Source organism: Bacillus sp. SD088 (assembly GCF_017355205.1).
Classification (GTDB): Bacteria; Bacillota; Bacilli; order Bacillales; family Bacillaceae_C; genus Lederbergia.
Map to the genome: position 1 here is coordinate 171,129 of NZ_JADIJK010000005.1, position 22,640 is coordinate 193,768.

At 37.2% G+C, this 22,640-nt stretch carries 25 protein-coding genes, 1 pseudogene and 1 riboswitch; of the genes and pseudogenes, 22 read left to right on the forward strand and 4 right to left on the reverse strand.

What is annotated here, in order from left to right:
* Window positions 1–166 precede the first annotated feature (166 nt).
* Window positions 167–544 carry a DUF5946 family protein gene (locus IPU53_RS06365; protein ID WP_207449005.1) on the forward strand — a complete coding sequence of 126 codons (378 nt, stop codon included), beginning with the start codon at window positions 167–169 and terminating at the stop codon, window positions 542–544.
* Here IPU53_RS06365 and IPU53_RS06370 read toward each other — a convergent pair.
* Window positions 480–938, reverse strand: a complete 459-nt coding sequence (locus IPU53_RS06370; protein ID WP_207449007.1) for a hypothetical protein — start codon at window positions 936–938, stop codon at window positions 480–482. The two genes, IPU53_RS06365 and IPU53_RS06370, sit on opposite strands and share 65 nt — an antisense overlap.
* Before the next feature lie 344 nt (window positions 939–1,282).
* Between IPU53_RS06370 and IPU53_RS24835 the strand changes: the two are divergent.
* From IPU53_RS24835 to IPU53_RS06420, 9 genes and pseudogenes are all read left to right on the forward strand, one after another.
* Window positions 1,283–1,880: pseudogene (locus IPU53_RS24835) on the forward strand (hypothetical protein); the annotation flags it as partial.
* Between the two features lie 166 nt (window positions 1,881–2,046).
* Window positions 2,047–2,994, forward strand: coding sequence for an ABC transporter ATP-binding protein (locus IPU53_RS06385; protein ID WP_207449013.1), 948 nt, complete (start codon window positions 2,047–2,049; stop codon window positions 2,992–2,994).
* Window position 2,995: 1 nt separating this feature from the next.
* Entirely contained in the window at window positions 2,996–3,733 is a 738-nt protein-coding gene (locus IPU53_RS06390) for an ABC transporter permease (RefSeq protein WP_207449015.1), read from the forward strand.
* Window positions 3,730–4,413, forward strand: a complete 684-nt coding sequence (locus IPU53_RS06395; protein WP_207449018.1) for an ABC transporter permease — start codon at window positions 3,730–3,732, stop codon at window positions 4,411–4,413. The genes IPU53_RS06390 and IPU53_RS06395 overlap by 4 nt, the downstream gene beginning before the upstream one ends.
* A gap of 287 nt (window positions 4,414–4,700) precedes the next feature.
* Complete coding sequence (locus tag IPU53_RS06400; RefSeq protein WP_207449020.1) at window positions 4,701–5,849, forward strand: sensor histidine kinase; 1,149 nt, start codon at window positions 4,701–4,703, stop codon at window positions 5,847–5,849.
* Window positions 5,850–6,032: 183 nt separating this feature from the next.
* The gene (locus IPU53_RS06405; RefSeq protein ID WP_207449022.1) at window positions 6,033–6,638 is read left to right on the forward strand and encodes a response regulator; all 606 of its coding nucleotides are present in this window, start codon (window positions 6,033–6,035) and stop codon (window positions 6,636–6,638) included.
* Window positions 6,639–6,689: 51 nt separating this feature from the next.
* Window positions 6,690–6,998, forward strand: a complete 309-nt coding sequence (locus tag IPU53_RS06410) for a WYL domain-containing protein (protein ID WP_207449024.1) — start codon at window positions 6,690–6,692, stop codon at window positions 6,996–6,998.
* Window positions 6,999–7,092: 94 nt separating this feature from the next.
* Entirely contained in the window at window positions 7,093–7,581 is a 489-nt protein-coding gene (locus IPU53_RS06415) for a DinB family protein (RefSeq protein WP_207449026.1), read from the forward strand.
* A gap of 37 nt (window positions 7,582–7,618) precedes the next feature.
* A complete protein-coding gene (locus IPU53_RS06420) occupies window positions 7,619–8,674 on the forward strand; it encodes a hypothetical protein (protein WP_207449028.1) in 1,056 nt (351 codons plus the stop codon).
* A gap of 70 nt (window positions 8,675–8,744) precedes the next feature.
* Here IPU53_RS06420 and IPU53_RS06425 read toward each other — a convergent pair whose 3' ends face one another.
* Window positions 8,745–9,410 (reverse strand): hypothetical protein, encoded by a 666-nt coding sequence (locus IPU53_RS06425; RefSeq protein WP_207449030.1) that lies wholly within the window; start codon window positions 9,408–9,410, stop codon window positions 8,745–8,747.
* A gap of 476 nt (window positions 9,411–9,886) precedes the next feature.
* Between IPU53_RS06425 and IPU53_RS06430 the strand changes: the two genes are divergently transcribed.
* The 8 genes from IPU53_RS06430 (at window position 9,887) to IPU53_RS06465 (ending at window position 17,607) form a co-directional block, all read left to right on the forward strand.
* A complete protein-coding gene (locus IPU53_RS06430) occupies window positions 9,887–10,666 on the forward strand; it encodes an ABC transporter ATP-binding protein (RefSeq protein ID WP_207449032.1) in 780 nt (259 codons plus the stop codon).
* Window positions 10,656–12,821, forward strand: coding sequence for an ABC transporter permease (locus IPU53_RS06435; RefSeq protein ID WP_207449034.1), 2,166 nt, complete (start codon window positions 10,656–10,658; stop codon window positions 12,819–12,821). The genes IPU53_RS06430 and IPU53_RS06435 overlap by 11 nt, the downstream gene beginning before the upstream one ends.
* A gap of 27 nt (window positions 12,822–12,848) precedes the next feature.
* On the forward strand, window positions 12,849–13,526 hold the full coding sequence (locus tag IPU53_RS25435; protein WP_207449036.1) for a response regulator transcription factor: 678 nt from the start codon (window positions 12,849–12,851) through the stop codon (window positions 13,524–13,526).
* Complete coding sequence (locus IPU53_RS06445) at window positions 13,523–14,560, forward strand: sensor histidine kinase (RefSeq protein ID WP_207449038.1); 1,038 nt, start codon at window positions 13,523–13,525, stop codon at window positions 14,558–14,560. Before IPU53_RS25435 ends, IPU53_RS06445 begins: the two co-directional genes overlap by 4 nt.
* 501 nt (window positions 14,561–15,061) lie before the next feature.
* Entirely contained in the window at window positions 15,062–15,889 is an 828-nt protein-coding gene (locus tag IPU53_RS06450) for a dihydrodipicolinate synthase family protein (RefSeq protein WP_207449040.1), read from the forward strand.
* Window positions 15,890–15,976: 87 nt separating this feature from the next.
* Complete coding sequence (locus tag IPU53_RS06455; RefSeq protein WP_207449042.1) at window positions 15,977–16,702, forward strand: AzlC family ABC transporter permease; 726 nt, start codon at window positions 15,977–15,979, stop codon at window positions 16,700–16,702.
* Window positions 16,699–17,025, forward strand: a complete 327-nt coding sequence (locus IPU53_RS06460; RefSeq protein ID WP_207449044.1) for an AzlD domain-containing protein — start codon at window positions 16,699–16,701, stop codon at window positions 17,023–17,025. Before IPU53_RS06455 ends, IPU53_RS06460 begins: the two co-directional genes overlap by 4 nt.
* A 63-nt stretch (window positions 17,026–17,088) precedes the next feature.
* A complete protein-coding gene (locus IPU53_RS06465; RefSeq protein WP_207449050.1) occupies window positions 17,089–17,607 on the forward strand; it encodes a GNAT family N-acetyltransferase in 519 nt (172 codons plus the stop codon).
* 97 nt (window positions 17,608–17,704) lie between these two features.
* Here the strand turns inward: IPU53_RS06465 and IPU53_RS06470 are convergent, their stop codons facing one another.
* Together IPU53_RS06470 and IPU53_RS06475 are read right to left on the reverse strand one after the other, a co-directional pair.
* Complete coding sequence (locus tag IPU53_RS06470) at window positions 17,705–18,019, reverse strand: DMT family transporter (RefSeq protein WP_207449053.1); 315 nt, start codon at window positions 18,017–18,019, stop codon at window positions 17,705–17,707.
* On the reverse strand, window positions 18,019–18,360 hold the full coding sequence (locus tag IPU53_RS06475) for a DMT family transporter (protein WP_207449055.1): 342 nt from the start codon (window positions 18,358–18,360) through the stop codon (window positions 18,019–18,021). Before IPU53_RS06475 ends, IPU53_RS06470 begins: the two co-directional genes overlap by 1 nt.
* A 458-nt stretch (window positions 18,361–18,818) precedes the next feature.
* A riboswitch (guanidine-I (ykkC/yxkD leader) is annotated at window positions 18,819–18,915 on the reverse strand.
* Window positions 18,916–19,136: 221 nt separating this feature from the next.
* Here IPU53_RS06475 and IPU53_RS06480 point away from each other — a divergent pair.
* From IPU53_RS06480 to abc-f, 4 genes are all read left to right on the forward strand, one after another.
* A complete protein-coding gene (locus IPU53_RS06480; RefSeq protein WP_242698101.1) occupies window positions 19,137–19,436 on the forward strand; it encodes a hypothetical protein in 300 nt (99 codons plus the stop codon).
* Window positions 19,437–19,773: 337 nt separating this feature from the next.
* Complete coding sequence (locus IPU53_RS06485; protein ID WP_207449057.1) at window positions 19,774–20,256, forward strand: HAD-IIIA family hydrolase; 483 nt, start codon at window positions 19,774–19,776, stop codon at window positions 20,254–20,256.
* 65 nt (window positions 20,257–20,321) lie between these two features.
* Window positions 20,322–20,675 (forward strand): VOC family protein, encoded by a 354-nt coding sequence (locus tag IPU53_RS06490; RefSeq protein ID WP_207449059.1) that lies wholly within the window; start codon window positions 20,322–20,324, stop codon window positions 20,673–20,675.
* A 278-nt stretch (window positions 20,676–20,953) separates the two neighbouring features.
* A complete protein-coding gene (gene abc-f, locus IPU53_RS06495) occupies window positions 20,954–22,594 on the forward strand; it encodes a ribosomal protection-like ABC-F family protein (RefSeq protein WP_207449061.1) in 1,641 nt (546 codons plus the stop codon).
* Window positions 22,595–22,640 lie beyond the last annotated feature (46 nt).

Below are 22,640 nucleotides of genomic sequence, written 5' to 3' on the forward strand. Positions count from 1 at the left end.
AACGTTATATTTATCGCTATTAAAATTTAGTTGACTTATTTACACTATATGAGCATTGTATTAGATAGAAATTTTTTGACCCTGACGCTACGTTATAGATTATAATATTGCATACTTAGTTGGAACATGGGAGGAAAGGACATGCCAATCTATTTATCATGAATTCATGGATTTAGAGTTCTCTAATCCTGGGTACGGTCGGGTTCATTTCCTTACCGTTGCTTGCTATATGATTCAACATCATGGTTATAGTGATGAGGCACTTGCATGGGTGGAATCGAAATTAAGTGCTTATTTTATGCATAACCTCAATGGACCAGAGATCCGCAAATTAGCTGCAAAAGATACTGATGCGAGTATACGGAAATGGGAGGTCAAAAGGCCGAAGGATGCGCCGCTGTTACCGAAAGTGTCTTGGTCTATGACGATCGCAGATGTGGACCAACAAATGTACGATTCTGAAAGTTATGGTGAGTTAATTACGGAGTGGGGGCGAAGAACATGGAAAGAGATGTCCCCTTTGCTCCAAGGTAAAGATTCTTGAACCGATTTTCTGCTTTTTTGCTTGATTTTAGGTGCATAGAACCTCCTATGAACTGATTTTCTGCTTTTTTGCTTGATTTTAGGTGCATAGAACCTCCTATGAATCGATTTTCTGCTTTTTTGCTTGATTTTAGGTGCATAGAACCTCCTATGAACTGATTTTCTGCTTTTTTGCTTGATTTTAGGTGCATAGAACCTCCTATGAATCGATTTTCTGCTTTTTGGCTTGATTTTAGGTGCATAGAACCTCCTATGAACCGATTTCCTGCTTTTTGGCTTGATTTTAGGTGCATAGAACCTCCTATGAACTGATTTTCTGCTTTTTTGCTTGATTTTAGGTGCATAGAACCTCCTATGAACTGATTTTCTGCTTTTTTGCTTGATTTTAGGTGCATAGAACCTCCTATGAACCATTTTTCCGATTTTTGACTTAATTTTAGGTGCATAGAACCCTCTACGCACACTTTTTCTACCTTTTAATTTAATTTTAGGTGCATAGAATCTTTTCAGGAATTCTTTTCTCCACAATAAGCCATTCTAAATAGCCTGTACGAATACAAATTAATCAGCATTTTATAAATAAAGGAGACGATAAATAATGGTCAAAGTAACAATAATGGAGAATTAGTAGGATACTCTCGATTGAATTGTAATCAGACTGAAATCTGACGGTGTATTTTTATCTAGATGCCTGCCTGTATATAATATATTCCGATATAATTAGAATATTTAAAATAATATGGAGGGAGGGGATGATTTGAAGAAAAGATTAGGATGCTTACATGCACATTATTCAAATATTGAATATATAGACACCTCACTTTCCTCATATGATATTGAATTAATCCATTTTGTTGATCCTGCGCTAATGTATCAAATTACATCAAATGAAAATTTCACAGGAGAAGAGGCCAAAAATAAAGTTAAAGAGCAGATGAAATGGATTGCTCGTTGCAATGTAGATGTCATTCTAATTACTTGAACAAACTATATTGCGCTTTTACAGGAAGAGGATTCTACATATCAATACCAATTATAGAAGTGGATAAACCGTATTTTGAATATATCTGTCATATCCAGCAGCCGCAAATCATTCTATTTACAAACCCTGCAACTGTTAAAGGGACAATGGAGCGGCTTCGTCAATATGCGGATATGCATCAAAAATTATTAGATATAGAAGTAATGGTGATTAACGATGTTTTTGAATTGCTAATGAGGAACCAAAAAAAGCTTATAATCAAGTAATCTTAGATTTTTTGCAAAATATCCTTGCAAAAGATAAGGTTATTTCAGTTGCTCAATTATCGATGGTAGATGCTGTCAGAGAAGCTGAGGCAGCTCCTATGTGAAAAATTACCTCTTTTGGATCATTATATCCACAATTTGCATTCCCAGCCTTTAAATCGACTAGTTAAGTTCATTACAATTGTAACTACTACTGCTAATGAATTCTTGCAATAATAAAACCATCAAAGAAATTCATTGAGGAGGCTATCGTACATGATAATTGCGAATATGAATGACATTGTAAAGAGGTATGGCTCTTTTCGAGCCTTGGATCATGTCGACCTTAAGATAGAAGAAGGTGAAATCCTTGGATTGCTCGGGCCGAATGGGGCAGGTAAGACAACGTTGATTCATTCATTGTCAGGACTGATTAAGGTAGACTCTGGTAATATTTCGTTGTTTGGAAAAAGACTGGATGAAAATATTATGGAGATCAAACGGCAAATTGGATTAGTCACACAGGAGATTACGATATTTGAAGATTTAACAGCTCGTGAAAACCTGGAATTCTTTGGTGGAATCTATGGTTTAAGGGGTGCAGAACTTAAGCAACGGGTAGATGAAACACTTACCTTTGTTGGTTTGACCGATAGAGCAAAAAGCTTGCCAACTAAGTTTTCGGGGGGAATGAAGCGGCGCTTAAACATTGCATGTGCACTTGTTCATAGGCCGAACCTGTTAATTATGGATGAACCAACCGTAGGAATCGATCCACAATCGAGGAATTATATTCTGGAATCGGTGCGCAAGCTGCAAAAACAAGGAACAACCATTTTGTACACGACACATTATATGGAAGAGGTCCAATCGCTTGCTTCTAAAGTAGCTATCATGGATCAAGGCCATGTTATTGCGGAAGGAACATTAGATGAGTTGATTGAAAACATTCAGCATGAAGAGATAATTAATTTGGAAGTAATTGAGGAACCAACCAATGAGTTACTGGACGACCTGCGAAACCTAGGTGGAGTGAAAAAAGTCATGCAAGACAGAAAGAAAATTCAGATCATATCCAGTGGTGGTGCGGAAAATGTGGATAACGTGCTTGCTGTGGTTAAAAAAGCAGGAGGAGTTCGGTCCATTACAGCGGAGAAACCAACGTTAGAAGATGTATTCCTCACTTTGACAGGGAAGACACTGCGCGATGGAGAGGAGGCATAACATGTTGCTCAGATCTGTTTACTTTGCGTTGCGAAGAATGCTCCGCGGTTATATGGGCTACGTCATTTTAATCCTGCTTCCTTTAGCAATTATAACGGTGAACGGCTTTGCAATCGGGGATGAATTTGTTGATGAACATGGCCGATCAGGAATGGAGATGATTGCAGGCGCAATCATTATCGGCTTTCAACTTGTTGGAGGGTTTTATACGATGGAAACAGTAAAATCTGATCTGTTTTCGGAAAATAGGTGGCGTTTGCTTTCCTTGCCTTATCCAATATATATCCATACTTTTTCCATATTGATAAGCAGTGTCTTGTTTAATATCCTGAATGGAACGATTATGGTGTTGTTTACACACTGGGTATTTGCTGTGAATTGGGGAAATATGGCTTGGGTGATTCTTGTCTTGACGCTTGTTTCTTTTGTTTCGCAACTCGTGTTCTTGTTAGCTGTTATGGCAATAAAGAAATATAAAATGGCAGAATTAATTGGATACGCATATCTTTTTCTCTTCATGCTCCTATCAGGTTATTTATTCATTCCAATCCCTGAAATAGCGCTCTTTGATTGGGTTAATCGCTATATCAATCCGCTGACACTTGGTGAGACGGCGATCATCTATAACATGATAGGGGCGGGAATGAGTGATGCATATTTGAGTATGGGAATGCTGCTTTTGCTGTCTGTTGTATTAGCGGTGCTTGTGGTGCTAATTGGAAGGAGACGGCTTGCATGACCATCTTCCTTTTTACAATCAAGCGTTGTTTTAGAAATAAGATGAATATCATATTACTGTGTGTGTTACCTGTTATCGTCATCTTAATGCCTGATGAAGAGTGGACGCTATTACCTTTAGGTTTTCAACTGTATGGAGTTGTATTGTTTTTTGCAGCTGCTAGGCTTGTCAGTATCATAATGGATGATCGAACTAAAGGGGTTTTGATGAGGATTGGAGTTGCCCCTGTCACGCATTTACAGTATCTTTGGCAAAACTTGCTGGCTTATTCACTTATTCTAATTGTACAGATCATACTTGTGATTGTTGGCGGCCTTTTATATGGGCATGATTTAGTTCATCCACTTTTACTTTTTGTGGTATATGCGTTATTTGCAATGACAGCAATTGGATTTTCGCTTGCCTGGTTTTCGCTATTCAGACATAAGGAGACAGCTTTTGTGATTCTGATGAGTTTCATTATGCTGATGTCGATGGGCGGAGGAATGTTATGGTCATTAGAGATGATGCCTGAATTGATGCAGCGCCTTGCGATGTTGCTCCCTACCTACTGGTTGGTGGAATCGATGACGATTGTGGCAAGTCAAGCAAATAAAACTGAACTGCTGGTTCCGTTAATCATCCTGCTTCTGTTTACCGTGACTTTCCTTGTAATTGGTAGCAAACGACGTCTCTCATAGGACACAACAAGACTCATTATTAAGTTTGATGAGCTTTCTTATCATAGATAGTTTCCTTACCCTTTTTCACATGATAAACTGAATAAAATATGAATAGAGATTTATCGCAGTTTAACTGGCAGTAAGCCCCCTAGTCCGAGGAATTCGTAAGTTATGAAAACTGGTAAGTGTGGAATCAACTGCCAGTATAAGCCTGATTGATTCAACTAATATCAGTGGGGAGGCAAGCAAACCCCAGCTGATTGAAGTTTTACAGATTTTATATAGTAGAAGGGAGATCAACATATATGACGCCAAATAAATATGAAGTGTTGACTCCATTGACATGCACGTTTATATGGCGCTCCCTAGCTATCCTATTATTTGGATTATTTTGGCTCTTGAATGATGTTGGAGAAGCAGGGATTCTCCTTCTGCTGTTTTTGACAACGATGGTTTTAGTGAGAGGCAGAGTTGATATGCCTGCTTGGACAACACTAATCGATCAGGCTGCATGTATCATAACGAGTGTCTTCTGGCCTGATGCTTGGTTTGCCCTAGCTTTTCCTTTTTTTGAAGTGATGCTTAAAGGTAAACCCTGGTTTATTATGTTATCTATCACCGTTTTTTTCCTAGTGGAATCACAATTGTCGTTGTTGTTATTGACAATTTTATTTGCCGCCTCGTTTACCGGAATGGCTATCTATCATTGGTCAAAGGGCATAGATGCGTATAAACAGGAAGCTGATCGGGAGCGGAGGCAACGCTATGAATTAGAAAACTTCAAGCGTGAGCTGCTACTGGCAAGTGTACAAAGTGCAAAAGTAGCAGAGATGGCGGAACGAAATCGTATTTCGAAATCATTGCATGATCACGTTGGTCATGAGCTGACAGGGGCTATTCTGGCGTTGCAGGCATTTGAACAGCTTTGGAAGGAAGGTGATCCACAAGCAAATCAGATTTTTTTAAAAGCAAAAGAGAGGTTTTCGGAGAGCTCACGCCATTTGAGAGAGACGGTGCGTAATATGAAGCCAGTAACTGTAATTGGCCTTGAAAGTTTTATAGAAATAAGTGAACAATTTAACACGTGTCCAGTCGATTTAAGGATTTACGGAGATACATCGAGAATTCCCGCCTATTTGTGGGGGGTTTTGGAACCGTCTCTGAAGGAATCTTTAACAAACGTTGTCCGACATACGGAAGCAACACAAGTAAAAGTTTCTTTGGATGTCAGTGAAAGTATTGTCCGTCTTTCTATTTTCAATGATGGCGTTTTGCAAGGTGCTGATGGGCATGGGATCGGGCTGAGGAATTTGCGTCAACGAGCACAATCAGTTGGAGGCAGTTTGGCAGCCTCCTCTGTAAAAGAAGGATTTCAGCTTGTCTGTGTACTGCCGCTGGAAGAGACAGATAAAGACGTATCGCCCTATAAATCTTCCGCAAAATTCCATCTTTAAAATAGAGTTAGGCAGGGCAGCAGATTAGTTAACTACTTCTCATTTACCCCGATTAATAAGTGCTATCCACACAATAATATTGAAGAATATAAGGTTTTTTATGTTTAATGGAAGAAGAGTAGAAATTCTCACTAAATGATTATCATTATATGAAAACGCTATAAGAAGAAAGAGGTTCTTGAAGTGAAGATAATAATTGCCGATGATGATGCGATGGTATACGAAAGTCTTCAACTGCTGTTGTCCCGTGAGAAAGATATCCAAGTAATTGGAACAGCGAATGATGGTGCGCAAGCTATCAAACTGTGTGAAGCTTCGTTACCAGATGTAATTCTTATGGATATACAAATGCCGGGAATGGATGGCATTCAAGCAACTCGTGAAATAAAAAAACGCTGGCCGCAAATACTGGTGATGATGCTGACGACCTTTGAAGATGAACAAAATATAAGGCTGGCGTTTTTAGCAGGAGCAGAAGGATATCTACTTAAAGCTACACAGGTTCAGGATATGGCTCAGCAATTACGAGCATTAGTTTCGGGAAGTTCGGTACTTCATGCAGATGTATTAAGACAGTTGACACAGCCCAAAAAGAATGGACTTGAGGATTTAACAGCACGGGAAAAAGACATTCTTCAGCTTGTTGCACAAGGATGCTCTAATAAAGAAATTGCGAGCCAGCTGTTTATTAGTGAAGGAACTGTACGAAATACACTTTCGATTATTTTAGATAAGCTGGAAGTTCGTGACAGAACCCAATTGGCCCTATATTATTGGCGAAGGGTATAGAAATTGCTTTCTTGCTAAAACTTGGTAGATGTTAGGGAAACGCCGCAGAGCTTGCCATATAAATCAGTTTTGGATTGGATTGAATTATCCGAAAAAGGCTGTCCTGATCCAGTTACTTTATCTGTGGAATTCACAAGAGAAGGTGCCCGTCGTGCGATGTCGGAGTTGGATTTGGAACGTTTTTTGAAGATAAGCGAGGATGGAACGGGTTTGATTAATACGAAAATCCCCAAATCAGAATTGACCTTTTTTGTAGATCTTATTTGGAATTTTGGCTGCGAGGCTATGATAAGGGAACCCTCAGAAGCTATTACATATATGAGACAAAAGTTAAAAATGCTTGTAGAACAATACCGTTGATGCTCTTTTCAAAAAAATTATCATGGAATAATGACATGATTTGTCACTATTCCATGATAGATTGAGGGAAATCATAAATGGAAGGATGAGTGCAATGGATGCAGTAAACATTTTAAGAAATGAACTTTTGGATGAGCTTGAACTAGGTGTCCGTTCTATGGAAGGTTTATTGAGAAAAATACAAGCAAGGGATTGGGGATATCGGCCAGCTGATAATATGCGGAATCTAGAAGAATTAGCTAAACATATTGTAGCCATTCCGGAGGTAGATCTTAATATTTGGCAGGAAAAAGATCAAGCGACGATTCAAAAGTTGGAAGCAAAGTACGATAAATTGGAATCAGCAGATGCTATGATTGAAGCCATGAATAATGGTTTTCAAGGCTACAAAACTTTTATGCAGTCTTTGTCCGACGAAGACTTTTTAACTAAAAAGTCAAAGCCCTTTTATCTAGAAGAAGGTGCTATCCAAGCACATTGGCTTGTTGAAGAAGTTTCCCATTTCTTTCATCATCGAGGACAATTTTTCAATTACCTGAAACAGCTTGGTTATGATGTAAACATGTTTGATTTATATGCCTAAGGAGATTTTTAAAAAAGCAGTGGTCGGAGGTGAGTGTATGTTGAATACGGAAAGAATCATTTGTGAACGGCTTAAAAGGCAAAAGCTAGTGGAGCCGTTAAGGGACATTCATGATACAGAAGCTTATGAACAGCTATTTCGTTTACTACAGCCTGTCGCTCCTATCTCTAATAGTCGGCCCGGCAACCCTCCACAGTTGGTACACAGGACAGCTTTTGATGATTTCTTAATAGCGGGCAATTTACGCAAGAAACATAGGTTAGTAAAAGGGCGTTTCCAAGCTGGGAGAATCGGATATGTTTTGGAAGACGACTTGAGTCTGTATGCTAATATTTATCGAAAACCAATTCAAAAAGTAACACTACTTCATGAAGAAATTTTAGCGATGATTCAACTTTTTGGTGGTGTATCAAAGGACCAATTGAAGGAAGAATTGCCCTATAAAGCAAGGGAAATCACCGCTGCGTTGAAAAGGATGCAAGAAGCTTTTTTGGTATATGAATCACAAGTTGATACTGATTGGAATACGGGCTGGTTTGACTTTAGGACTGAATGGGGAGAAATTGAAATACAGAAAGATACCGTATCTTTAGTTTCCGACATGCTCTTGCGTTTTTTTGATGCGATTGTCTTTGGTACCTTAGAGCAAATTAGAAGCTGGTCGCAGTTAAAACTGAAAACGATTCAAAGTGCTCTAGACCTGCTAATGGAGCATGGACAGATTGTTAAAATGACAATCAATGATCTTGGTGAAGGATTTATACTAAAGAAAGACCTAGGGCTGATTGACGAGGAAATTACTTCATCGGTTTTCATGCTTGATAAATCGGATTTCTTGGTCAGGGTATATATGAATGAGTTAAAAGAGATGTTCAAAGGACGTGAAGTTCTGCAATATCTTTTGATTGATGGAGAGTTTAAGGGGGCAGTCCTTGGGCATTGGCGAATCGGTCCCCATGATATTGATAATGTTGAACTTTGCCTCGCTCGAGAAGAAGCGGAAGATAGGAAAAAAGAAATCATTGCTGCCATCAGGCAATTTTATTCTGAAGACACAACCTCCATTCTTTGCTATAACGGAGAAGCTCTTTAGTGAAATCGTGTGACGAAAAACCGTCTGATGGAATCTCCCCACCAGACGGTTTATTCTGTGTCACCCATGATTAGTCATCCTCTAAGAGACTATATTGAAACTCCCATATTTCGTCTAACTCATCTAAGGAGACTTCTAAGTTGTTTCCCAAAAAGATCGTTTCATCGTTGATGGCGACTACCATCGCTTCAATAGCATGATCAGCATCTTGCTTTTTATATACATCACCAATATTCGGCATTTCACCTTGGCTGCCTTTTGTAGATTGTTCAGAATCGTTGCTCGTTAAATCACTATCTGCCATATCTTTATCGAAATAATCTATCGGGTGGCTATCAGGATCACGGCCTGGGACCATCAGTAAATATTCGATATGCTTGACTCCATTCGACTTCGTTGTGATAACCCCTCGACTCTCAACACTTGATACAATTTCAATTTCGTTCAATGAATAGTGATCCATGTAATCGGGACTTGGATTTGTAATTAAGATATAGTCCCCTTCTTCAGCCTGTTTATCTTTATGGAGTGTATAAGCCTTATGGTTAAAAATAAAGCTGTCAAGATGCTTTGGTCTATATCTTTCAACTTTTGAGGCATTGGTTAAATGCTGTGTTAAATCTTTCAACTTGACAAGATGGACGGACTGTTTATATATAGGCTTCACAGAATATACCCTGTGCAGCTCATTGTTAAAATATACAAATTGTCCTTTTCTTACTTGAAATAGTTTCATGTATAACTCTCCCTTCAGCTTGTTTAGTTTTTTAAAAGCTAAGCAAATTAATTAAATGATTCCAGACATTGATTAACCTTCCCCCGAACTTATATGAATATTACCAGTTCTATTACACCTAAAAAATTAAGTTTATGACCTAAGGATATCTTAAACTTTTCCAAAAGCACAAACATGACGTCTTCTTATTAATACTTATTTTATTTTCACCATATCACAACAAATTATAATCATTCTCCTTTCTGAAACCTGCGATGCTGGGATATTAGGACCAGTAAATTATTAGCCTTCCTCAAAATCCTAAAATAAAGCATAACATAGTCGTAAGGGGATCAGATATAGCTAAGAGCTTTTACTTCAGAAATTTTTTCTTACATCATTTGTAAGTGTTTCTAGTCATTTATACTGGTTATAATGTGTATAGCTCAAATTCGATCGTATTTTTGGAAGATGATAATGAAAAAGGAGCGTTATACATGGTCAGACAAGGAAAATTATTAGAGGTTCAAGATTTACAAAAAAACTATGGAACGAACAACAATCTAACAAAAGCTATACAGGGGATTAGTTTTGACGTTCTTTCAGGAGAATTTTTGGGGATAATGGGGCCAAGCGGATCCGGTAAAACGACATTATTAAACTGTATTGCCACGATTATAAAGCCAACATCAGGGCGTGTGCTTTTAAATGGAAAAAACATCAGTGCCTTTGATGGTAAGGATTTAGCGGATTATCGGGGAAGCCGCATTGGTTATTTGTTTCAGGATTTTGCACTATTAGATAATTTAACTGGACAAGAAAATATACTATTACCCTTATCGATACATGGGATGGATTTTGCTAAAGCACGAGCTAAGTTAAATGATCTAGCCGGTTTTTTAGACATTACAGATATTCTTGATAAATTCCCAGCTCAGATGTCTGGCGGGCAAAAGCAAAGGGTAGCAGCTGCACGGAGTTTGATTTCTGATCCAGATATCGTGCTAGCGGATGAACCGACAGGAGCATTGGACACACGCTCTGCAAAAACTTTAATGAATAAATTGGAAGAGATTCATAGAAATAGTGGAAGAACGATTTTAATGGTTAGCCATGATCCGAATGCAACAAGTTTTTGCTCAAGAATCCTTTTTATTCAAGATGGTGTCATCTTTCATGAATTGCGCCGCAAACACGATGAGTCTCAAGAGAAATTTTATGAAAGAATTTTGCAGTTACTCGCTCAGCTTGGGGGAGGAAGCGCCAATGTTCTCTAAGCTGATTTACCGCAATGCGAAACGAAGCCGTAAGGAAAATGTCATTTACTTTGCAACCTTGGTAACAGCAGTGGCCTCGTTTTATATTATTCTTTCCCTTGGGAGACAAGATATTATTTTATTCTTAAAAGAATTTGAAAGTGATGCAATTGATAAACTTTTAGCTCAGATGCCAATTATCTATCTGTTTGCATTGTTTTTATTATTTTTCTTAACTTTATTTGCTAATCGATATCAATTGAATCGGAGAGGCAAAGAGTTCGGACTTTATCTTATGTTAGGAATGCGTAAAGAACGCCTTGTTCTTCAACTTTTAGCCGAGGGGGTTGTTACCTCTGTTTTGGCCCTCATAGGCGGCATTTTAATAGGCGGGTTTTTAGCAGAAATCATCAGTTTGGCGGTTTCGAAATTAGTCGGACAGGGCATTATCGGTCATCAAATCAGCTTTTCGATCAGTGCGATAATATTGACCATTATTGGCTTTTTATTCATCCAGTCGCTAGCATTAGTTATTCTTGGTAGGAGGTTATTTCATCAAGAGGTCCAGCAGTTACTTTATGAGCAAATGGACAAGATCCAGGATATGGGCCATTTAAAAGGTAATATCTTCAATTTACTCATAGGTGCTTCTTTACTAGGTGTTGCCTATTGGCTTGTTTTATATCGTTTTATGGATTTTGGCGGACTGCCTTTGTTTGTGGCACTTGCTCTCGGGATTCTGGGAACGATCCTTTTTATGAGCGGATTTGGGAAATTACTTGGTCTACTCACAGGCTTGTCAGAGCGTAAATCTACGAAAGCACTGCACACCTTTACATTAAGGCAGTTTCAGGAAAACGTTGCTAATAAGTCTACTTCTGTTGCTGTGACATCTATTCTCATTACCTTGTCTATCATTTTACTAGCAGATGGTGCTTCGACTTTTATAGGTTTAGAAAGTACTTTTACAAGGAGTTCCTCGGTATATGATTTCACAGTTAATGGAAATGATCAAAAAGTTGAGCAATTTCTTACTTCAGAAAAAATGGTATCATATGTAGAGGATTTAAACTACTTGGAAATTGGGCGTATGAAAGGGCAGGGGGAACGTGGGGAGAATGATTTGCCTTTGTCGTTGGTAGATTGGTCTGAATTAAGGGAGCAACTAATTATGGCCCTGCCAAGCAAGTATCAAGAGCAAGTTTTATCCGGAGAAATGCAGGGGTATACAATCAGTTCGGAAAACCCTGAAGCACTAAATCTGTTCGGAATCCTAGAAATTGATGCAACAACACCTTACCTCATTCCTGCATCATCTTATAATGGACTGTTAGAAACAATCGGTGCAAAACCATTAAACCTTCAGGCAGATGAAATGGCTTTATACTTTAATCCTGATTTTATACCTATGGAAAATTTAGATAGCTTTCCTGTATTAGATCATATACTAGAAAAGGCTGAAAATAACGGACAAAGTTTGCTGAGTATTAATGATCAGGCAATATATATACGTCCATCCATTCCAATGAAAGGATTAGTGGCTGATCGTTCCGTAGAAATTACCTCAGCATTTATTGTCCCTGATCCTATGTTTGAACAATACTTAAATGCGGAAACCTATGCATCATATTGGAATTTTCGCATTCCTCAAAGGTTACAAGACCAGCAAGGATTAATGATTCCAATGATGGAAGCTAGAGATATATTAAGGTCTTCTGGCTTTGAGTTTGAAAGTTATTTACAAAATTTCGGACGAAAACTTTTTTATGTTGTTGCTGGGAGTTATGCAACACTCTATGTCGGTTTCTTATTCCTGATCATTGCTTGCACTGTGTTAGCTTTACAATTTTTGACACAGATGAAGCAGACAGGTAGGCGCTATGTAACACTTTCCATGTTAGGGGCAAAGCGTAAGCAAATGAAAAAATCGATGCATAAACAGGTAATGTTGACCTTTCTATTGCCTATATCTGTTGCAGCTGTCAGTGGAGCTGTTGGCATAAGGGCAATGATTTCCTTTGTTATGATTAACGTTGATGACGAAGTGTTACTTTATCCTATTGCCCTTGCCTTTGCAGCTATTGTCATCACCATTTTAGCGATTTATGGAGTAGCAGTTGCCCGCTCAGCAGATCATGAGATTGATAAATTACGTTGGAAACCGAATATAGATTAAAATGTCACATCAAAAGGGGGTGCTGAAGTGACGAGGATTACAATTGTTGAAGATGATTCATTAATGAGAGAGGAGTTAATGGATATATTACAAAAAGCCGGGTTTGAAGTGACGGCAATTGTAGATTTTCATGATGTAGTTGCTCAAATTGCCGCTTCGGCATCTGGTTTAGTCTTATTAGACATCAATTTACCAGAACAATCAGGTTTTGAAATATGCAAAAGTCTAAAAGCAAAAGGGATTGGCCCGATATTGATTCTTACATCAAGAGATAAGTTACAAGATGAATTACATGGTCTTGATTTAGGGGCAGATGATTATCTCACAAAACCATGTAATCGTGATCGATTATTAGCGCGTATTCACAACCTGCTCAGAAGATTTGAAGGGCAGCCAGGCTTGGTTGATGGTGGCAGCTTTTCGCTAGACCCAAATACCTTTACTTTGTATAAGGGATCCAAGTCGATACTATTATCAGCTAATGAAGGGAAAATATTATTAGCTTTAGTGCAGAATAGATCTGAGATTGTATCTAAGTCCATGCTGAGTAAGCATTTGTGGGGAACAGACCAATATATAGACGAAAATGCACTACAAGTAAACCTGACTCGTTTACGAAAAACACTGCGACAATGTAACTTAGAAGATCAAATTGAAACAATAAGGGGACAGGGGTATCGGCTTAGAGGAGAGAGGAAGCCATGAAATGGATAAAACAAATCTATGATTGTTTTCATGCTTATAAACAATGGTTTCTTATATTAATTTCAACAAATCTCCTATTCAGTTTTTTAGCTTGGCTGGCCTACCCAGAAACATTTAAAGTGTTAGTAGGACTTATGATCGCTTTTACTCTAGCCATGATAACGTTAGCCATGTTCCTGATCATTAGAAGGCAAAAAATAATCGAGGCTGCCTTTCAGGATTTTTTATTAGAAGCAAATGAGACAAATGAAGAAAGATTATGTCAGGTATCTCCGAAGACATATTGGTCATATATCCACAGGACAGGAAGTGTTATAAGGTCCTATCGGTCGGAACGTAATGAGCAAGTCACGCAGTTGAACGATTATGAAAACTATATAGAAGGATGGGTTCACGAAATTAAAAAGCCATTGTCATTGATGACATTGGTATTAGATAACCGTAGTGACGAAATGTCTCCGCTTGTGAGGCAGCGTATGCTTCATGTCAGAGATCAGGTGCTTGGTGATGTGGAGCGAATTTTGTATTTTGCAAGACTTGAGGCTACTCATAAAGATTATATTTTTGAGTCCATAAACATACTGGCATTTTGTAAGCAGACAATTGAAGACCATCAATCACTACTAGATGAATCCGGTTTTCAAATACAGTTCATAGGAGAAGAAAGAGAAATTTTGTCTGACCGCAAAGGATTAGCTTTTATATTAGAACAAATAATTGCTAATAGTACGAAATATGTCCAGCAGAATCAGGATCGTCCAATATTGGTATTTGAAACGATCTTTGATGAGGTGGGAAATCAAACCATTTTACATATTCATGATAATGGTCCTGGAGTATCCGAAGAGGATATACCATTTATTTTTGAGAAGGGATTTACTGGAGGGCGAGGTACTTATACAAGGCAAGCAACAGGGATGGGCCTCTTCTTAGTAAGCAAGATGGCTTATGATTTGGCTATTCAGTTGGATGCGAAATCAGAGTGTGATTCGGGCCTGACCATATCCCTACTATTTCCAAATGTGAAACAATAAGCTGTCAACTTATTGATTTGAATTGATCAGCATCTACTTGATGAACGGACTACAGATAAAATCGTATACATGAATGTAGTGTCAAAAATTCTATGAAAATATAGTGGTAAGCTGTCGCAATCGCTCTTGAGCAAATAAGCCAATGGCTTGAATTTAGAGTAAGAAGGACGAGAGAGACAGAGCTGTCTCGGGATTTTCCAATCTTCATTTAATCGATTATATCAATCAAAAAAATCAATACAAATTCAGACTGGATCCAATATTGATTCAGTCTCTTTTTACTGTTTTCGATTTTCTTTATATCCTATTCAATGAATTAACCCTCGCCATAGTATCACGAAATAAAGGCCAGATTTCTTACAATAAAAAGAAGCATGTATAATTTACAATAAAGTTATCAAAAAAGCTATATTTTCAACGAAATAGATAGTAATCTTAATACAAAATGATTATGCAACATAATGAAGCAGTTTAGTCTAAGCAGAATAAGGGGATGATAAAATGCTAACAGAAAAAGTTCATATCGCCGTACCTACAGCTTTTTTTGAAGATGAATCCTTAAATATTCAAGGGACAATAAGTCATATACGCAACCTGTATAAACAAGGAGTAAAATCTGTTCTTGTTTCTGGGACTACTGGAGAACAGCATAGCTTAAATTTACAAGAGAAAATGGAGCTAATAGACAGTCTAGAGCAGGAAGAAGAACTTATTCGTAATATGGAAATTATTTTTGGAGTAGCTTCCATTAGACAGAAAGAGACAGAAGAGTTAGCTGAAAAAATTCGTCAATCAAAAATATCAGGTATCATGCTTGGGTATCCGCCGTATATTATACCGTCACAAGAAGAAGCGGTTGTTTATACAAAAAGGATAATACAGCTTAGTAATAAACCTACAATTTTATATAATAATCCGAGAAGAACTGGATTTGATTTATCAGAAAAAAGTATTATTCAATTAAGTAAGATAGATTTAGTGGTTGGAATAAAAGATGCTGGCGATAAAGAAAAAATTGAACGAATAAAAAAGGGTATACATAGACAAGGCTTCTATTTTTATGCTGGTGGAGAAGTGGGGTTAGCCGAAAAAGTTTCATATGGGTATGATCGTCTGTCTTCTATTGCTGGAAATATCTCACCAATAGAAATTAGTCAGTGGTTTGCAAAAATACTTAAGAGGCAAAAGATAAGTAAGCAAGAAAGCAAAACAATAGAAAATATTCTAGAACAAGTTTATCAAGGAAATGCTATTGTGAATTTGAAAAAAGTCATAAATAATAATGGACTTCCATTAGGAATTTGCAGAAGTCCAATAGGAAATAATTAATTAGCTAGTATATTTTTAGACAGATGATTAAGCTATCTATAGCAACTAGTAAAATGTAGGAGAGTTATAATTAACAGAGGTGCAGCTATGAATGAACTAGATAAAGAAATCAATAGAGTAGAAAATCTCACGACATTTTATCAGGGAGTAAAAGATTGTGTCCCAACTTTAATTGGTTACATCAGTATCGGAATTGCGATGGGAATTGTGGGAGCTTCATCCAATCTAAGTATATTAGAAGTTGCTCTTTTGTCGGCAATTGTATACGCAGGTGCAGCTCAATTTATCATTTGTGCCTTGTTAGTAGGAGGGAGTCCTATTTCAGTTATAGTATTTACAACTTTTATTGTAAATTTACGGCACTTTTTATTAAGCATGACACTGGCTCCCTACTTTACAAAGTATTCTTTGATGAAAAATATTGCAATAGGGACCCTTTTAACAGATGAGTCATTTGGTGTGGCGATTAATAAAATTGTTAAAAAGGCAACCTTTAATGACAAATGGATGAATGGGTTAAATGTTACAGCTTATACATTTTGGATATTATCTTGTGTGCTGGGAGCGATCTTTGGTAAATGGATTTCAAATCCAGAAATATTAGGATTAGATTTTTCTTTAACAGCGATGTTTTTGGCATTGCTTGTGTTGCAATTACAAAACATGAATCGTGGTAAATTGAAGCTTTATCTATCTTTAATTGTGTATGTAATTTTATTAATGCTCATTCTTTGTATGTTTGTTCCTTCTTATCTAGCCATTCTCTTATCAACAATAATTGTGGCAACGATTGGGGTGGTAAAAGACAAATGAGTATTCAATTATCGATATTATTAATCATTTTAGGCTGTGCAATTGTAACTTTTATACCGAGAATTATTCCGTTTATCGTTATAAGGAATATTCAACTTCCAGAAATAGTAATCAAATGGTTATCCTATATTCCTATTTGTATTTTTACTGCACTTATCATTGATAGTTTTATCATCCAAGACAATGAGTCTTTGCTATCCATTGATTGGAGGATATTCGCGGCTATTATCCCGACACTAATTATAGCTTTATGGACAAAGAGCTTGTCCGTTACGGTTATAGTTGGAATAGTGTGTATGGCTATTGTTAGGTTTTTGTTTTAACAGGATCATCGATTGAAAGAAGGGGAAGGGATTTTGAGCTACATAAAGGAGGGAACCTATTAAATGACTGTAAGAATAAAAAAATGTAATCTTGAAGATTTAAAAACACTTCAAGGCATCAGTATAGAAACATTCAATGATACATTTAAGGATCAGAATTCACCAGAAAATATGAAAACTTATTTAGAAATGGCATTTACCTTAAAGCAATTAGCAATAGAATTATCCAATGTTTCCTCGCAATTCTTCTTTGCATATTTGAATAAGGATCTTACAGGCTATCTAAAGATCAATATCAGCGATGCGCAAACGGAGAAAATGGACGATAAATCCTTGGAAATTGAGAGAATTTATATAAGAAAGGAATTTCAAAAATATGGGATCGGTAAATTTCTATTAAATAAAGCTATTGAAATGGCAATGGAACACGATAAACAGAAAATTTGGCTAGGTGTATGGGAAAAAAATGATAATGCTATTGCTTTCTATAAAAAAATGGGGTTCGTTCAAACGGGGGCTCATTCTTTTTATATGGGAAATGAAGAACAAATCGATTTAATAATGACCAAAACATTAGTATAGAACGGTGGGGTGCTTCAAAGCGCTTATATGACCTATAAGCATCTAGGTCGTATAAGCGCCACAAACATCAAATTGCAATAGAAAGAGTGGAAGAGGGTCAAGAGACGAGCTTGAGCCCTACTGCCGCACCCAATACCATTCCTATGAAAACAAGCCTTCTCCAATCTTTGGATTCCCCATATAAAACCATGCCTAATATGGCTCCACCAGAAGCACCAATTCCAGTCCAAATGGCATAAGCTGTACCCATAGGAAGTGTTTCCATTGAATAAGCAAGAAATATAAAACTTGCTCCAAATCCAAGGACTAAAAGCACCAATGATTGCCAATTACGGTCTTTGTGCAATTTATTAATCATAGTAACTCCGAACATTTCACATAGACCTGCTAAGACTAAAGAAATCCAAGCCATTAAACTTCCTCCCCTTCCTGGACTTTGTCTTTCGTAACTAATTTCAAGCCAACGACTCCTGCTAATAAAACTAGAATTAGCAGTACTTTTTCAGGTTTAAAAGGTTCACCAAAGAAGAGAATCTCAGAAAAGACTGTTCCAGCTGTTCCTAAACCAACAAAAACCGCATATACGGTACCGACAGGAAGTTTTTTCCCAGCCATGATCATCACATAAAAGCTAATGATAATCGCAATAATGGTTCCAGTCCAAGTCCAAAAGTCATTAGCATGCTTTAACCCAATAACCCACATCACTTCAAAAAAAGCAGCAATCAATACTTTAATCCAATCTTTATTCATCTAACAACACCTCCGTTTTTTTCTTTCTGTTAAGAAAGCTATAAAATTCTTGCTTGTGGATAAGTTATAATTTTGAGTTTCGTTGTCTAGCTCCAGGCGCCATCGGCTCGAGGTCAAATAACCTGAGCCAACGAAAAGGCAAAGAGCGCCTTTCTTTGGCTCAGAACATTTGCTTGTCGCCGATAGGCGGGCGCCTTGCGCTTTTCTTGTTGTTAAGGAAATTATAAAATTGTCGCTTGTGGATAACTGTTTGCGTTGCGGTTTGACATCCAGCTCCAGCGCCCAGCGACTAGCAAACTTTCGGTTTCTTCCTACGATAAGTCAACATCCATTCGCTTTCCAAGCTCATGGTGTTTCCTTTATCTCGTCAGAACCCTAAAAAGTTTGTACGTCGCTAAACGGGCGCTTGCGCTTTTGTTCCTAAAAAACAAAAAGCCCGAGAGAAAACTGTAAACAGTTTCTCCCAGGCTTTTATCCTTCCGTGACACGCCGAGCGTGAGTTTTCTCTCGGACCAGACCAATAATAAATATTGCGGAACCCTAGAAAACAATTTTACTTATGCGATTACCTTGTATTATACACAATTTTATATGCAAATCAAGGTGAGTGTATCATCCTTTAGGGTGAAGAACTTGTCAAGATACTAGTATCTAATACAAACCAAAAGCTGAACGTGTTGAGAAGGTGAATTTCGTTTGCTATAATTACCTTACTAGGAAAAATTATACAGGCAATTTCAGAAAAAATGGGTTGGAAATTAAAGGAGTGATACTACTTGAAAACGATAATTCTAGGAATTTTAGTTATCGGAATTAATCTGTTTGCAATTGTTCCCCTTATACCCAGAGTCAATGAAGAGGACATTGGAGAAAATATCAAACATTTAAAAAGACATCAATGGTTTCAAGATTTGCTAAGGAATGGAACGTACAGAGAATTAATCATTCATGATCAGCAGGTAAGAAAAACGATTGGAAAATTCAATAGTAAAAAACTTAAGAAAAAGTTTTTTACCAACAGATTTGAGAAAAAACTACAAAGTATTTTACAGCAAAAAACAGGTCAATTGACTTAAATAAACGAGCGTAAGATGGGATGATCAGCTTCGTATATACTTCCACAAAGAAAAAGTCCATTTTTTCTTTGTGGATTTTTTCTAGTTGCGATATAAGGCTGTTTAGGGAAAGAAGTGGGAAAATAGAGGAGGAATATCGTGAATATTGAGGCTGTGTTTATTGACCGTGATGGAACCTTCGGTAGTACGGGGCATTTTATCCCGCGTTAACTGGCTGTAAGACCCCACTTCAAGAATTGGTGGAACACCTGGAATTGTAAGTGGGGCATCAACAGCCAGTAAAAGCCCGATTTGTTCAACTACCAATCAGTGGGGGATGAAAGAAAACCTCCACTGATTGAAGTTTCACTTTATCCATCCAAAAGATTTCACTCCATATCCTTATAGCAAAACGGCATTACAACAGCTAAAAGATAGAAACATTAAAGTTTTTGCCTGCACGAATCAGCATAGAATTAGTAGAGGAGAAGCTACGGTTGATGATTTTTATCATGAATTTAAGGAATTCGGGTTCGATGATGCCTTCATTTGTCCGCATAGTCCAAAGGATCAGTGCGATTGTCATAAACCGAAACCTGGGATGCTGATAGAAGCAGCGAAAAAATATAATTTAGATTTATCGAAAACAGTTTTTATTGGAGATACAGGTTCATCAGATATGTTGGCTGCCAATTCAGTTGGCGTCATCAAGGTTTTAGTGCTTACAGGTTGGGGGCATGATTCCCTTAATAAGTACAGGAGTAAATGGGCAGAAACAGAAGCAGATTATATTGCTGATAACTTATTAGAAGCTGTTAAGTGGGTGATAGGTAAAGAATAAATTGTTATGGAACTAGCAGTCCAGAGTATTGAATAAAAATATTGCTGATTCTAGGAGGTTAAGAAATGAAGGTTAAACGAATTGTTGCTAATATTGAGACACAGGACGTTGAGAAAGCATCATATTTTTATGGGGAAGTACTCGGGCTGGAACAATTGATGGATATGAGGTTTATTTCCACTGATGGCTCGCATGAGAAAATGGATACTCAAATTAGTTTTCTTTCAGAGGGAGGTTCTGGTACACCTGTGCCTGATTTGTCCATTGAAGTGGATGATCTTGATGAGGTATTAATGCGTGTAAAAGAAGCGGCGATTCCAATGGAGTATGGACCAACTGAGGAGCCATGGGGAGTTCGGCGATTTTTTGTAAGGGATCCATTCGGGAAGCTTATCAATATCCTTACCCATCTAGAATAATCTTGCATATTGTATTTTGAAATGTTAAAATTTTATTTATATTAAACGAAAGGAATGATGGGTGGACAATGGCTAACTAACCTAATGTTTACATTTGAAATTTAATATTTCAGATAATAAAAACTTAGGATTAGTCTGCCCATTTTTCTATATACTAAATAGCTATATATAATGGTGAATAGCTTATTTAATTGTGTAAAAATGTTATGTGACTAATCCTTCCAAATTTATTTGGGAGGATTTTTTATTCTCCCTGAAAAAAGAAGGGATGATTCATTATGTTAGAATTACTGCAATTAGAAAATATAAAAGTTGAAATTCAAGATCAGCTTATTTTTGAAAATATAAATACGAACGTACAGCAAGGGGATAGAATCGGCATCATTGGTAAAAACGGTGCCGGTAAATCAACTTTGTTGCAACTATTGAATGGGGATTTTCCTTTAACAGAAGGCCATGTTAAACACCTCCAGTATGACCTCGTTATTACGATGCTTGAACAAGAAATGGAATCTTATTCTTTTGGTGAGGTTACATCTGGAGAGGGAGCGTTATTAAATAAGTGGGATGTACCAATTCGTGACTTTTTGAGTTTAAGTGGTGGAGAAAAATTAAAAGCGCGCCTAGCTAAGGTTCTAGCTAAAGATGCTGACATTTTATTATTGGATGAGCCAACAAACCATTTGGATGAACAGAGCTCGAACTTCCTAATAAGTCAGCTTAAACGCTATAAAGGTACGATTATCCTTGTATCACATGATCGTTATTTCTTAGACAAGGTTGCCACAAAGATATGGGCAATTGAAAACCGAACCCTGGTTAGTCATAGCGGCGATTACACGGGTTATATGAAGTTTCGTGAAAGAGAAAGGCTAGCACAGCAACATGAATATGAGAAACAACAACAGATGATAGAACGTATTGAAGGTCAGATGGATCAACTTACATCATGGTCAAAATCAGCCCATGCACAATCGACAAAACAGGGAGGATTTAAAGAATATTATCGTGCAAAAGCGAAACGTATGGATTCGCAAGTAAAATCAAAACGAAAACGTCTTGAAAAGGAACTTGAAAAAATAAAAGTTGAGGCGCCCAAGCCGGAATACCAAGTGGATTTTTCGTTAAAAGCAAACGATAAAGTTGGAAAGCGATTTTTAGAAGTGAAAAATCTGGCAAAGTCTTTTGAGAAACAAGCACTTTTTAAAAATACTCATTTTACTATTCAGCACGGGGAAAAGGTTGCTGTTACAGGTCCAAATGGTTGCGGTAAAACGACTTTTTTGAATATGCTAGCTGGAAAAGAAACCATTACTCAAGGGGCGATATGGATTTCGCCATCAGCTAATATTGGCTATTTAACTCAACAGGTATTTGACTTGCCGCTTGATCAAACACCCCAACAATTATTCGATAAAGAGTCATTTGCAGAGAGAGGGCATGTACGCAATCTAATGAAACATTTAGGATTTCATAAATTTCAGTGGACGGAACCTATTGAGAATATGAGCATGGGTGAACGCGTGAAATGTAAGTTAATGAAATACATTTTAGAAGAAAAAGATGTGCTTATTCTAGATGAACCGACAAACCATCTAGACCTGCCTTCTCGTGAACAACTTGAGGAAACATTAGAACAATATAATGGCACTCTATTGGTCGTGTCACATGATCGTTATTTTCTTGAAAGAATTACAAATACTAAGCTGGTCTTTGCAAATAATACGATCTTAAAGCAAATTAATGAAAAAGAAGCGCCAGCAAACAAAGATAATCATGAGGAACTGCGTTTAACACTTGAAACAGAACGACAAGAGGTTTTAGGCAAGCTTAGTTTTATTTCGCCAACTCATAAAGAATATAAGGAGCTTGATCTTAGATTTAAGGAGCTCACACAGTTAATAAAGAAGCTACAATGATTGGACAATTTTTGGCTTTTTATATAAGTAAAAATGAAACTTCATT

Excerpts from the sequence above, each read along its gene's own strand:
- IPU53_RS06365 (WP_207449005.1), top strand. The coding sequence starts at position 167 with ATGGATTTAGAGTTCTCTAATCCTGGGTACGGTCGGGTTCATTTCCTT.
- IPU53_RS06370 (WP_207449007.1), bottom strand. The coding sequence starts at position 938 with ATGCACCTAAAATCAAGCAAAAAAGCAGAAAATCAGTTCATAGGAGGT.
- IPU53_RS06385 (WP_207449013.1), top strand. The coding sequence starts at position 2,047 with ATGATAATTGCGAATATGAATGACATTGTAAAGAGGTATGGCTCTTTT.
- IPU53_RS06390 (WP_207449015.1), top strand. The coding sequence starts at position 2,996 with ATGTTGCTCAGATCTGTTTACTTTGCGTTGCGAAGAATGCTCCGCGGT.
- IPU53_RS06395 (WP_207449018.1), top strand. The coding sequence starts at position 3,730 with ATGACCATCTTCCTTTTTACAATCAAGCGTTGTTTTAGAAATAAGATG.
- IPU53_RS06400 (WP_207449020.1), top strand. The coding sequence starts at position 4,701 with ATGACGCCAAATAAATATGAAGTGTTGACTCCATTGACATGCACGTTT.
- IPU53_RS06415 (WP_207449026.1), top strand. The coding sequence starts at position 7,093 with ATGGATGCAGTAAACATTTTAAGAAATGAACTTTTGGATGAGCTTGAA.
- IPU53_RS06420 (WP_207449028.1), top strand. The coding sequence starts at position 7,619 with ATGTTGAATACGGAAAGAATCATTTGTGAACGGCTTAAAAGGCAAAAG.
- IPU53_RS06425 (WP_207449030.1), bottom strand. The coding sequence starts at position 9,410 with ATGAAACTATTTCAAGTAAGAAAAGGACAATTTGTATATTTTAACAAT.
- IPU53_RS06430 (WP_207449032.1), top strand. The coding sequence starts at position 9,887 with ATGGTCAGACAAGGAAAATTATTAGAGGTTCAAGATTTACAAAAAAAC.
- IPU53_RS06435 (WP_207449034.1), top strand. The coding sequence starts at position 10,656 with ATGTTCTCTAAGCTGATTTACCGCAATGCGAAACGAAGCCGTAAGGAA.
- IPU53_RS06445 (WP_207449038.1), top strand. The coding sequence starts at position 13,523 with ATGAAATGGATAAAACAAATCTATGATTGTTTTCATGCTTATAAACAA.
- IPU53_RS06450 (WP_207449040.1), top strand. The coding sequence starts at position 15,062 with ATGCTAACAGAAAAAGTTCATATCGCCGTACCTACAGCTTTTTTTGAA.
- IPU53_RS06455 (WP_207449042.1), top strand. The coding sequence starts at position 15,977 with ATGAATGAACTAGATAAAGAAATCAATAGAGTAGAAAATCTCACGACA.
- IPU53_RS06460 (WP_207449044.1), top strand. The coding sequence starts at position 16,699 with ATGAGTATTCAATTATCGATATTATTAATCATTTTAGGCTGTGCAATT.
- IPU53_RS06465 (WP_207449050.1), top strand. The coding sequence starts at position 17,089 with ATGACTGTAAGAATAAAAAAATGTAATCTTGAAGATTTAAAAACACTT.
- IPU53_RS06470 (WP_207449053.1), bottom strand. The coding sequence starts at position 18,019 with ATGGCTTGGATTTCTTTAGTCTTAGCAGGTCTATGTGAAATGTTCGGA.
- IPU53_RS06475 (WP_207449055.1), bottom strand. The coding sequence starts at position 18,360 with ATGAATAAAGATTGGATTAAAGTATTGATTGCTGCTTTTTTTGAAGTG.
- IPU53_RS06490 (WP_207449059.1), top strand. The coding sequence starts at position 20,322 with ATGAAGGTTAAACGAATTGTTGCTAATATTGAGACACAGGACGTTGAG.
- abc-f (WP_207449061.1), top strand. The coding sequence starts at position 20,954 with ATGTTAGAATTACTGCAATTAGAAAATATAAAAGTTGAAATTCAAGAT.